Source organism: Mesorhizobium sp. WSM4822, from assembly GCF_055811155.1.
In genome coordinates this window covers 1-10220 of sequence record NZ_JBVVQM010000040.1, presented here as the reverse complement: position 1 = coordinate 10220, position 10220 = coordinate 1, and the positions used below count along the sequence as shown (strand labels likewise).

General features: G+C 61.7%; 22 protein-coding genes. All 22 read right to left on the bottom strand.

The window, feature by feature from the left end; genetic code table 11:
* Positions 1 to 199 precede the first annotated feature (199 nt).
* Entirely contained in the window at positions 200 to 676 is a 477-nt protein-coding gene (rplO, locus tag AC0L3E_RS33995; RefSeq protein ID WP_013531434.1) for a 50S ribosomal protein L15, read from the bottom strand.
* Between the two features lie 22 nt (positions 677 to 698).
* Positions 699 to 896 (bottom strand): 50S ribosomal protein L30, encoded by a 198-nt coding sequence (gene rpmD / locus AC0L3E_RS33990; protein ID WP_006205449.1) that lies wholly within the window; start codon positions 894 to 896, stop codon positions 699 to 701.
* A 24-nt stretch (positions 897 to 920) separates the two neighbouring features.
* Positions 921 to 1484 (bottom strand): 30S ribosomal protein S5, encoded by a 564-nt coding sequence (rpsE, locus tag AC0L3E_RS33985; RefSeq protein ID WP_006333394.1) that lies wholly within the window; start codon positions 1482 to 1484, stop codon positions 921 to 923.
* A gap of 148 nt (positions 1485 to 1632) precedes the next feature.
* Positions 1633 to 1992 carry a 50S ribosomal protein L18 gene (rplR, locus tag AC0L3E_RS33980; protein WP_027038735.1) on the bottom strand — a complete coding sequence of 120 codons (360 nt, stop codon included), beginning with the start codon at positions 1990 to 1992 and terminating at the stop codon, positions 1633 to 1635.
* Positions 1993 to 2116: 124 nt separating this feature from the next.
* Positions 2117 to 2650 carry a 50S ribosomal protein L6 gene (gene rplF, locus AC0L3E_RS33975; protein WP_013895694.1) on the bottom strand — a complete coding sequence of 178 codons (534 nt, stop codon included), beginning with the start codon at positions 2648 to 2650 and terminating at the stop codon, positions 2117 to 2119.
* A gap of 89 nt (positions 2651 to 2739) precedes the next feature.
* The gene (gene rpsH, locus AC0L3E_RS33970; protein ID WP_013531431.1) at positions 2740 to 3138 is read right to left on the bottom strand and encodes a 30S ribosomal protein S8; all 399 of its coding nucleotides are present in this window, start codon (positions 3136 to 3138) and stop codon (positions 2740 to 2742) included.
* Positions 3139 to 3150: 12 nt separating this feature from the next.
* The gene (gene rpsN, locus AC0L3E_RS33965; RefSeq protein WP_013895695.1) at positions 3151 to 3456 is read right to left on the bottom strand and encodes a 30S ribosomal protein S14; all 306 of its coding nucleotides are present in this window, start codon (positions 3454 to 3456) and stop codon (positions 3151 to 3153) included.
* 27 nt (positions 3457 to 3483) lie between these two features.
* On the bottom strand, positions 3484 to 4062 hold the full coding sequence (gene rplE, locus AC0L3E_RS33960) for a 50S ribosomal protein L5 (protein ID WP_127270613.1): 579 nt from the start codon (positions 4060 to 4062) through the stop codon (positions 3484 to 3486).
* Positions 4055 to 4369, bottom strand: a complete 315-nt coding sequence (rplX, locus tag AC0L3E_RS33955; protein WP_013531428.1) for a 50S ribosomal protein L24 — start codon at positions 4367 to 4369, stop codon at positions 4055 to 4057. The genes rplE and rplX overlap by 8 nt, the downstream gene beginning before the upstream one ends.
* A gap of 12 nt (positions 4370 to 4381) precedes the next feature.
* Positions 4382 to 4750: a 50S ribosomal protein L14 gene (rplN, locus tag AC0L3E_RS33950; RefSeq protein ID WP_006205457.1), complete on the bottom strand. Its 369-nt coding sequence runs from the start codon at positions 4748 to 4750 to the stop codon at positions 4382 to 4384.
* An 83-nt stretch (positions 4751 to 4833) separates the two neighbouring features.
* The gene (gene rpsQ, locus AC0L3E_RS33945) at positions 4834 to 5073 is read right to left on the bottom strand and encodes a 30S ribosomal protein S17 (protein ID WP_010909280.1); all 240 of its coding nucleotides are present in this window, start codon (positions 5071 to 5073) and stop codon (positions 4834 to 4836) included.
* Positions 5074 to 5084: 11 nt separating this feature from the next.
* The gene (gene rpmC, locus AC0L3E_RS33940; RefSeq protein WP_006205459.1) at positions 5085 to 5285 is read right to left on the bottom strand and encodes a 50S ribosomal protein L29; all 201 of its coding nucleotides are present in this window, start codon (positions 5283 to 5285) and stop codon (positions 5085 to 5087) included.
* Positions 5286 to 5298: 13 nt separating this feature from the next.
* Complete coding sequence (rplP, locus tag AC0L3E_RS33935) at positions 5299 to 5712, bottom strand: 50S ribosomal protein L16 (RefSeq protein ID WP_013531427.1); 414 nt, start codon at positions 5710 to 5712, stop codon at positions 5299 to 5301.
* Positions 5713 to 5739: 27 nt separating this feature from the next.
* Positions 5740 to 6465 (bottom strand): 30S ribosomal protein S3, encoded by a 726-nt coding sequence (gene rpsC, locus AC0L3E_RS33930; protein ID WP_013531426.1) that lies wholly within the window; start codon positions 6463 to 6465, stop codon positions 5740 to 5742.
* Positions 6465 to 6854 carry a 50S ribosomal protein L22 gene (rplV, locus tag AC0L3E_RS33925; RefSeq protein WP_006205462.1) on the bottom strand — a complete coding sequence of 130 codons (390 nt, stop codon included), beginning with the start codon at positions 6852 to 6854 and terminating at the stop codon, positions 6465 to 6467. The genes rpsC and rplV overlap by 1 nt, the downstream gene beginning before the upstream one ends.
* 2 nt (positions 6855 to 6856) lie before the next feature.
* Positions 6857 to 7135 (bottom strand): 30S ribosomal protein S19, encoded by a 279-nt coding sequence (rpsS, locus tag AC0L3E_RS33920; protein WP_006205463.1) that lies wholly within the window; start codon positions 7133 to 7135, stop codon positions 6857 to 6859.
* Positions 7136 to 7151: 16 nt separating this feature from the next.
* Complete coding sequence (gene rplB, locus AC0L3E_RS33915) at positions 7152 to 7985, bottom strand: 50S ribosomal protein L2 (RefSeq protein ID WP_024505067.1); 834 nt, start codon at positions 7983 to 7985, stop codon at positions 7152 to 7154.
* Between the two features lie 22 nt (positions 7986 to 8007).
* A complete protein-coding gene (locus tag AC0L3E_RS33910; RefSeq protein ID WP_013531424.1) occupies positions 8008 to 8301 on the bottom strand; it encodes a 50S ribosomal protein L23 in 294 nt (97 codons plus the stop codon).
* Positions 8298 to 8918, bottom strand: coding sequence for a 50S ribosomal protein L4 (gene rplD, locus AC0L3E_RS33905; protein WP_013531423.1), 621 nt, complete (start codon positions 8916 to 8918; stop codon positions 8298 to 8300). Before rplD ends, AC0L3E_RS33910 begins: the two co-directional genes overlap by 4 nt.
* Positions 8918 to 9646, bottom strand: a complete 729-nt coding sequence (gene rplC / locus AC0L3E_RS33900; protein WP_013531422.1) for a 50S ribosomal protein L3 — start codon at positions 9644 to 9646, stop codon at positions 8918 to 8920. Before rplC ends, rplD begins: the two co-directional genes overlap by 1 nt.
* A gap of 61 nt (positions 9647 to 9707) precedes the next feature.
* Positions 9708 to 10016 (bottom strand): 30S ribosomal protein S10, encoded by a 309-nt coding sequence (rpsJ, locus tag AC0L3E_RS33895; RefSeq protein WP_010909272.1) that lies wholly within the window; start codon positions 10014 to 10016, stop codon positions 9708 to 9710.
* A gap of 69 nt (positions 10017 to 10085) precedes the next feature.
* The coding region (locus AC0L3E_RS33890) for an EF-Tu C-terminal domain-related protein (protein ID WP_473606819.1) at positions 10086 to 10220 on the bottom strand (135 nt) is incomplete at its 5' end.

The following is a 10220-nucleotide window of genomic DNA, read 5'->3' as shown; positions in this document are numbered from 1 at the left end:
ACCCTTGTGTTTTTTGTGGTTGTTTAATGTTTTGTGGGCGGGGGGTTGGGGGGGGTTTTTTCCCTTATGTCCCCTTTATCCCGGGGGTCTATAAAATTGGCCGGGGCGGGGTTCCGGGGGCCCGCCTCGTCGAGCAGATCAAAGCGCAATCGTGAGCAAAAACGGATCCCACTCCTGCCGATCGCGCTTCAAATTGCCGTTACTCGGCAGCTGCCTTTTCCTGCGGCAGCTTGACCGAACCGCCGGCCTTTTCGATCTTCTCGATCGCGGCCTTGGAGGCGCCGGCGACGTCAAAGGCGAGCTTCGCCTTGATCTCGCCGTCCGAGAGGATGCGCACGCCGTCCTTGACGCGGCGGATGACGCCGGCGGCAACCAGCGATTCAGCCGTCACGGTCGCCTTGGCGTCGAGCTTCTTGGCATCGATGGCCACCTGGATGCGGGCCAGCGACACGACGGTGAAGCTCTTGGCGAAGATGTTGTTGAAGCCACGCTTCGGCAGGCGCCGGTAGAGCGGCATCTGGCCACCCTCGAAGCCGTTGATGGCGACGCCGGAGCGCGCCTTCTGGCCCTTGACGCCGCGACCGCCGGTCTTGCCGGAGCCGGAGCCGATACCACGGCCGAGACGCTTCTTGGAGTGCGTCGCGCCGTCCTTGTCACGCAGATCGTTGAGTTTCATCTGAGTTCTCCTGCGCTCTGGCTCAGCCCTCGTCCACGACGCGGACGAGATGCTGGACGGCAGCGATCATGCCGCGCACGGAGGGCGTATCTTCCAGCGTGCGCTGCTTGTGCATCTTGTTGAGGCCGAGGCCGACCAGCGTCGCGCGCTGCTCCTTCGGACGGCGGATCGGCGAACCGATCTGCTCAACGGTGATGGTCTTGGTTGCTTTCTTGGCCATGGTCAAAATCCCTGGTCAGATCGACTATTCTTCAGCCGCAACGGCGGTGCCGCGGCGGGCCTGAAGGGTCGAATACTTGATGCCGCGAGCAGCAGCCACATCCTTGGGATGCATCTGGCTCTTCAGCGCGTCGAAGGTGGCGCGAACCATGTTGTAGGGGTTCGACGAACCCATCGACTTGGCGACCACGTCATGCATGCCGAGCGTCTCGAAGACAGCGCGCATCGGGCCACCGGCGATGATGCCGGTACCTTGCTTGGCGGCGCGCAGCAGCACGCGTCCAGCACCCCAGCGTCCTTCGACGTCGTGATGCAGCGTACGGCCCGAGCGCAGCGGCACGAAGATCATGTCGCGCTTGGCCGATTCAGTTGCCTTGCGGATGGCTTCCGGCACTTCGCGCGCCTTGCCGTGACCAAAGCCGACGCGGCCCTTCTGGTCGCCGACGACGACGAGTGCTGCAAAACCGAAGCGACGGCCGCCCTTGACGACCTTGGCGACGCGGTTGATGTGGACGAGCTTGTCCACCATGCCGTCATCGCGTTCTTCACGATCGCGGCCGCGGCCGCCATCCCTACGTTCCTGTGCCATATCCTGTTCCTTGTTTTTTTCCGGAAGCACGGTTGCTGATAAGATCCGGTGCCTCGCCCCGAATAAATCGGGAAACGGTCACCGGGGGCGAAATCAATTCCTTCGCATAATCCCTATCCGAAAAGTCTGCAACTTTTCGGGACTATGCTTAGAAGCTCAAGCCGCCTTCGCGGGCAGCCTCGGCGAGCGCCTTGACGCGGCCGTGATAGATGTAGGCACCGCGGTCGAAAACGACTTCCTTGACGCCGGCCTTGGTGGCGCGCTCGGCGATCAGCTTGCCGATCGCAGCGGCGGCGGCGGTGTCGGCGCCGGTCTTGAGCGAACCCTTGAGGTCCTTCTCGAGTGTCGAAGCGGCAGCGATGGTGTGGCCCTTGGCGTCGTCGATGACCTGCACGTAGATGTTCTTCGACGTGCGGTGGACCGACAGGCGCGGACGCTCGCCGGCGACCTTCTTGATCTGACGACGGACGCGCTGCGCGCGGCGCTGCGTGGATTCCTTGGTACCCATGATGGTCTTCCTTGCCTTCAAAAAACGGGGGCCGCCATATGCGGTAGGCGAAAGCGCCTCCCGCGACCGCTCCCCGCGGCGTTACACTTCTTGGCTTGGCCTCAACTTCCCGAGGCCAGGCCCGCTACTTCTTCTTGCCTTCCTTGCGGACGATCTTCTCGCCGGCATAGCGGACGCCCTTGCCCTTGTAGGGCTCGGGACCGCGATACTCGCGGATCTCGGCCGCAACCTGGCCGACTTGCTGCTTGTCGATGCCGGCCACGGTGATTTCGGTCGGCTTCGGCACGGTAATGGTGATGCCGGCCGGCGTCTCATAGACGACGTCATGGCTGAAGCCAAGCGCCAGCTGCAGGTTCTTGCCCTGAAGTGCCGCGCGATAGCCGACGCCGGTGATCTCGAGCTTCTTCTCGAAACCGTCCTTGACGCCCTGCAGGATGTTGACGATCTGCGTGCGCGACATGCCCCACTTGGAGCGGGCGGTCTTGGTCTGGTCGCGCGGCTGGACAGCGATCTCGCTGCCTTCCATCTTGACCAGCACTTCGTCGTTCACCACGAACTTCAGCTCACCCTTGGGGCCCTTCGCCGTCACGGTCTGGCCGTTGACGGTCGCGGTCACGCCCTGCGGCAGCGAAACGGGTTTCTTTCCAATACGAGACATTTTGTTGTCCTCGTCACTTCTCTTGTTTCAGGTCTCTGTCTTCGGGAACGATCCGAAGACCGGATTCCACTTTGCGGTCAACTGCCAGATCAGAAGATCTGGCAGAGGATCTCACCGCCGACGTTCTGTTCACGTGCTTCATGGTCGGCCATCACGCCCTTCGGTGTCGAAAGGATGGCGATGCCGAGGCCGTTGGCGACCTGCGGAATCGACTTGGCCGACACATAGACGCGGCGGCCTGGCTTCGAGACGCGGGCGATTTCGCGCACGACCGGCGCGCCGTCGAAATACTTCAGCTCGATCTCGATTTCGGACTTGCCGTTGTCGAAGTCGGTCTGGCTGTAATCGCGGATATAGCCTTCAGCCTTCAGCACGTCGAGGACGCGGGTGCGCAGACGCGAAGCCGGCGTCGAAACGCTCGACTTCTTGCGGCCGTACGCGTTGCGGATGCGGGTCAGCATATCGCCGAGAGGATCGCTCAATGACATGTTATGTCCTCCTTACCAGCTCGACTTGACCAGGCCCGGGATCTGGCCGTTATTGCCGAGATCACGAAGCGCGATGCGCGATACTTTGAGCTTGCGATAGTAGGCGCGCGGACGGCCGGTGACTTCGCAGCGGTTGCGGATGCGGATCTTGGCCGAGTTGCGCGGCATGGCGGCAAGCTTGAGCTGAGCGCGGAAACGCTCTTCCATCGGCTTGGACTGATCCATGATTATCGCCTTCAGGGCAGCGCGCTTGGGACCGTACTGGTCGGCAAGCTTGCGGCGCCTGTTGTTCTTCTCGACTGAGCTGGTCTTTGCCATTTCAGATTTTTCCTTTTCTCGCTGCCGTTACTGGCGGAAGGGGAAGTTGAAAGCCTTGAGCAATGCCCTGGCTTCGTCATCCGTCTTCGCAGTCGTACAAACGATGACGTCCATGCCCCAGATCTGATCAACCTTGTCGTAGTTGATCTCCGGGAACACGATGTGTTCCTTGATGCCCATGGCGTAGTTGCCACGGCCATCGAAGCTCTTCGGATTGAGCCCGCGGAAGTCGCGGACGCGTGGCAGTGCGATGTTCACGAGACGGTCGAGGAACTCGTACATACGTTCCTTGCGCAGCGTGACCTTAGCGCCGATCGGCATCTTCTCGCGGACCTTGAAGCCGGCGATCGAGTTGCGGGCGCGGGTGACGACGGCCTTCTGGCCGGCGATCATCGCCAGGTCTTCGGCCGCGATCGAAGGCTTCTTCGAATCGGCGGTCGCTTCGCCAACGCCCATGTTCAGCACGATCTTGTCGATGCGCGGAACCTGCATCTCGTTGTCGTAGCCGAACTGTTCCTGCAACGCCTTGCGGATGGTCTCGTTGTAGACCTGCTTGAGGCGCGGCGTGTTGTTCGCGGTCGCCTGCTTGGATTGAGCCTTAGCCATTGATGACTTCTCCCGAGCGCTTGGCGACGCGCACCTTCTTGCCGTCCTTCTGGAAGATGAAACCGACGCGGGTCGGCTTGCCATCCTTGGGGTCGGCCAGCGCGATGTTCGACAGCTGGATCGGCGCTTCCTTGGTGATGATCCCGCCCTCTTGGGACTGGGACTGCTTCTGGTGACGACGGATCATGTTGACGCCGCGCACCAGCGCGGTGTCTTCCTTCGGCTGCACCGAGAGGACTTCGCCCGAACGGCCCTTGTCCTTGCCGGCCAGCACGACGACCTTGTCGCCTTTTCTAATCTTTTGCATTGGTCCGGCTCCTTACAGCACTTCAGGCGCGAGCGAGATGATCTTCATGTGGTTCTTGGCGCGGAGTTCGCGCGGAACCGGTCCGAAGATACGCGTGCCGATCGGCTCTTTCTTGTTGTCGACGAGAACGGCCGCGTTCTTGTCGAAACGGATCACGCTGCCGTCCGGGCGGCGGATGTCCTTGGCCGTGCGAACCACGACCGCCTTCATCACATCGCCCTTCTTTACGCGGCCGCGCGGAATGGCTTCCTTGATCGACACCACGATGATGTCGCCCACGGAAGCGTATTTCCGCTTCGAGCCGCCCAGCACCTTGATGCACATGACACGACGGGCGCCGGAATTATCCGCGACGTCGAGGTTTGTTTGCATCTGAATCATGACTGGCCGCCTTCTTCTCTTCTAACGGGATGGGCTCAAAGCCCCTCCCCGGTCTGTCCAAAATTCGTTGTTTACGCCCGAGGTCAGGCTTGGTCCGAAGACACGACGATCCAGCGCTTGTCCTTGGAAATCGGCTTCGATTCCTGGATGAACACCTGATCGCCAACCTTGTGGGCGTTGTTTTCGTCGTGCGCCTTGTACTTCTTGGTCATGCGCACGGTCTTCTTCATCACGGGATGCGTGAAGCGCCGTTCGACCTTGACGACAACCGTCTTCTCGTTCTTGTCGCTGACGACGGTGCCCTGCAGAATGCGCTTTGGCATGGTTTTCGTCCTTAAGCCTTCTTAGCCGCGGACTTTTCCGCAGCGATGGTCTTGATACGCGCAATATCCTTACGGACCTGTCTCACGCGCGCGGTCTTCTCGAGCTGGCCGGTGGCCTTCTGGAAGCGCAGGTTGAACTGCTCCTTCTTCAGGCTGGCCAGGTCGTCGGTCAGCTGGTCCTGGGTCTTGGTCCGGATGTCTTCGGCTTTCATGATCAGCCCGTCCTTATTCTGCGATGCGCTGCACGAAGCGCGTCTTGACCGAGAGCTTGGCCGCGCCGAGACGCAGTGCCTCACGGGCGGTTTCTTCATTGACGCCGTCGATCTCGAACATGATACGGCCCGGCTTGACGCGCGCCGCCCAGTAGTCGACCGCACCCTTGCCCTTACCCATGCGGACTTCGGTCGGCTTCGAAGTGACCGGCACGTCCGGGAAAATACGGATCCAGACGCGACCAGCGCGCTTCATTTCACGCGTGATCGCGCGGCGGGCCGCCTCGATCTCACGTGCGGTGACGCGGTTCGGCTCAAGCGCCTTCAGCCCGAAACCACCGAAATCCAGGTTGGTGCCGCCCTTTGCGGTACCATGGATACGGCCCTTGAACTGCTTGCGGAACTTTGTGCGCTTTGGCTGCAGCATCGTTCTAACTCCAAATTCCTAAATGTCTCAGGCGTTTTCGCGACGACGACCGCGTTCGCGATCACCACCACCGCCATGCGCTGCGTCGCTTTCGCTGGCCCGACGCTCCGAAGCCATCGGGTCATGCTCAAGGATTTCGCCCTTGAACACCCAGACCTTGACGCCGCAGATGCCATAAGCCGTGTGCGCTTCGGCCGTACCGTAGTCGACGTCCGCACGCAGCGTATGCAGCGGCACGCGGCCTTCGCGATACCATTCCATGCGCGCGATCTCGGCGCCGCCGAGGCGGCCGGCGCAGTTGATGCGGATGCCTTCGGCCCCGAGGCGCATCGCCGACTGAACGGCACGCTTCATGGCGCGGCGGAACGCGATACGACGCTCGAGCTGCTGGGCGATCGACTGGGCGACCAGGGTCGCGTCGATTTCCGGCTTGCGCACTTCAACGATGTTGAGGTGCGTCTCGGACTTCGTCATCTCCATCAGCTTCTTGCGAAGCTTCTCGATGTCGGCGCCCTTCTTGCCGATGATCAGACCCGGGCGCGCGGCGTGGATGGTGACGCGGCACTTCTTGTGCGGACGCTCGATCACGACCTTCGAGATGGCAGCCTGCTTGAGCTCCTTCTCGAGATACTTGCGGATCTTGATGTCTTCATGCAGCAGCTTGCCGTACTCGCCGGTGTTCGCGAACCAGCGCGAATCCCAGGTGCGGTTGATGCCGAGGCGAAGACCGATCGGATTGACTTTCTGGCCCATTATGCGGCCTCCCCTTTTTCTTCGACTTCACGAACGACGATCGTGAGGTGCGAGAACGGCTTCTCGATACGGCTGGCGCGACCGCGGCCACGGGCATGGAACCGCTTCATGACGATCGACTTGCCGACATAGGCTTCCGCCACGATCAGTGCATCGACATCCAGGTCGTGGTTGTTTTCCGCGTTGGCGATTGCCGATTCCAGCGTCTTCTTGACCGTGCCGGAAATCCGCTTGGCCGAGAATTCGAGATCGGAAAGCGCTGTCGCGACCTTCTTGCCGCGGATCAGCGCGGCAACGAGGTTCAGCTTCTGCGGGCTGATACGGATCGTGCGCAATACGGCGCGCGCTTCGTTATCAGCAAGCCTGCGCGGAGCTTTGGCCTTGCCCATGATTATTTCCTCTTCGCCTTCTTATCCGCGCCGTGACCGTAATAGGTCCGGGTCGGAGCGAATTCACCGAACTTGTGACCGACCATGTCCTCGTTCACCGAGACGGGAACATGCTTCTGGCCGTTGTAGACACCGAAGGTGAAGCCGACGAACTGCGGCAGGATGGTGGAGCGACGGCTCCACATCTTGATCACCTCATTGCGACCACCTTCACGAACCTTGTCCACCTTCTTGAGAAGGTAGCCGTCAATGAAGGGGCCTTTCCAAATCGAACGAGTCACTTGGCGTTACCTCTTCTTAGCTCTTGCGCTGATGGCGCGAGCGCAGGATGAACTTGTCGGTCGCCTTGTTGGACCGCGTCTTCTTGCCCTTGGTCGGCTTGCCCCAGGGCGAAACCGGATGGCGGCCACCCGATGTGCGGCCTTCGCCGCCGCCGTGCGGATGGTCGACCGGGTTCATGGTCACGCCGCGATTGTGCGGGCGCTTGCCACGCCAAACCGTGCGACCGGCCTTGCCGTCATTGATGTTGCCGTGGTCCGGATTGGACACGGCGCCGACAGTGGCCATGCAGGAGCCGTGAACGACACGCTGCTCGCCCGAATTGAGGCGCAGGATCGCCATGCCCTGGTCACGACCGACCAGCTGACCGTAACCACCTGCCGAACGAGCGACCTGAGCGCCCTTGCCCGGCTTCAGCTCGATGTTGTGGACGATGGTGCCGACCGGCATCGAAGCCAGCGGCATCGCATTGCCCGGCTTCACATCGACCGATTCACCGGAGACGATCTTGTCGCCGGGAGCCAGACGCTGCGGAGCGATGATGTAGGACAGCTCGCCATCGTCATACTTGATCAGCGCGATGAAGGCGGTGCGGTTCGGATCGTATTCAATGCGCTCGACCGTGCCGACGACGTCGAACTTGCGGCGCTTGAAGTCGATGATGCGGTACGAACGCTTGTGACCACCGCCGATGAAGCGGGCGGTGATGCGACCGTGATTGTTGCGGCCGCCCGACTTGGTCAGGCCTTCGGTCAGACCCTTGACGGGCTTGCCCTTGTAGAGGCCCGAGCGGTCGACGATGACCAGCTGACGGGTGCTGGGCGTTACCGGGTTGAATTTTTTCAGTGCCATTGTTCTGTCCTCGCGGCCTTGCTCAGAGACCCGTCGCGACGTCGATCGACTGGCCATCGGCCAGCGTCACAACCGCCTTCTTGACGTCGCTCTGGCGGCCAACCGTGCCACGGAAGCGCTTGATCTTGCCCTTGCGGACAAGCGTGTTCACGGCCATCACCTTGACGCCGAACAGCGCTTCGACGGCGGCCTTGATTTCCGGCTTCGACGCCTTCTTGGCGACGTTGAAGACGACCTTGTTCTGCTCGGAGGCCATGGTCGACTTTTCGGTGATCGCCGGCGAGACGATCACGTCGTAATGACGAAGGTCGGTCATTTAAAACGCTCCTCGAGAGCCTCGACGGCGGCCTTCGAAAGGACCAGCGTGCCGCGGCGCAGAATGTCGTAGACGTTGATGCCCTGGATGGGCAGCACGTCGATGTTGGGGATGTTCGTCGCCGCCAGCTTGAAGTTCTTGTCAAGCTCGGCGCCGCCGATCAGCAAAGCGTTGGTCAGGCCCAGCGTCGCGAAATTCGCGATCAGCGCCTTCGTCTTGGCCTCGGTCAGCTTCAGCTCGTCGATGATGATGATCGACGCGCTCTTGGCCTTGGCCGAGAGAGCATGCTTGAGGCCGAGAGCACGAACCTTCTTCGGCAGTTCGTGCTCGTGGCTGCGAACGACCGGGCCGTGGGCCTTGCCGCCGCCGCGGAACTGCGGAGCGCGTGCCGAATGGTGACGGGCGCGGCCCGTACCCTTCTGCTTGTACATCTTGGCGCCGGTGCGCGCGATCTCGGCGCGACCCTTGGTCTTGTGCGTGCCCTGCTGCTTCTTGGCAAGCTGCCAGCGCACGACGCGCTGCAGGATGTCTTCGCGCGGATCAAGGCCGAAAATCTCGTCGGAGAGTTCCACCTTGCCGGCGTCCTTGCCGCCCAGCGTTGTGATCTTGAGATCCATTATTCCGCTCCCTCTGTGGCCGGAGCCTCGTTCTTGGCGCCACTTTCGGCAGCAACGGCGCGGATCGCGGCAGGCTTCGGCGCATTGGCCGGCAGTGCCACCTTGGCCGCATCGCGGACCAGGATCCAGGCGCCCTTCGATCCGGGAACCGCACCGCGGATCAGGATCAGGCCGCGGTCGGCGTCGGTCGATACGATCTCGACATTCTGCGTGGTGACGCGGGTGTCGCCCATGTGGCCAGCCATATGCTTGCCCTTGAACACCTTGCCCGGGTCCTGACGCTGGCCGGTCGAACCGTGCGTACGGTGCGAAACCGAGTTACCGTGCGTTGCACGGCCACCGCCCATGTGGTGGCGCTTGATGACGCCCTGAAAGCCCTTGCCGATCGTCGTGCCCGTCACATCGACCTTCTGGCCGGCGACGAAGTGCTCGACAGTGATCTCGGCGCCGACATCGATCATGTTGTCGGCGGAGACGCGGAACTCGGCGACCTTCGCCTTCGGCTCGACGGAAGCGGTCGCGAAATGGCCGCGCATCGCCTTCGACGTGTTCTTCACCTTGGCAAGGCCAACGCCGAGCTGAACGGCGGTGTAGCCATTCTTCTCTTGCGTGCGCTGGGCCACGACCTGGCAGTTCTCCATCAGGAGAACGGTGACGGGAACATGTTCCCCGGCATCGTTGTAGATGCGGGTCATTCCCACCTTCTTTGCAATCACACCTGAACGCATCGGTTCAATTCCTTTAGAGTTCCGGGCCAGGGGCACCGCCCCTTACCGCGCTCTCATTCCCTTAGAGCTTGATCTCGACGTCGACGCCGGCGGCCAGATCGAGCTTCATCAAAGCATCGACCGTCTGCGGGGTCGGATCGACGATGTCGAGCAGACGCTTGTGCGTGCGCATCTCGAACTGCTCGCGGCTCTTCTTGTCGACATGAGGCGACCGGTTGACCGTGAACTTTTCGATCCGCGTCGGCAGCGGAATGGGGCCGCGGACGTTTGCGCCGGTACGCTTGGCCGTCGACACGATTTCCTTCGTCGAGGCGTCGAGCACGCGGTGGTCAAACGCCTTAAGGCGGATGCGGATATTCTGTCCGTTCATGCGTCACTTCCTTGTTCTGGCGCGGCGCGGGCAACTCCCGCGCCCGCGACAGATCGGTTTAAGTCCAAATTACTCTTTGATGGTGACGACGATGCCGGCACCGACGGTGCGGCCGCCTTCACGGATGGCGAAGCGCAGCTTCTCTTCCATGGCGATCGGCACGATCAGCTCGACATCGACCGTGATGTTGTCGCCCGGCATCAC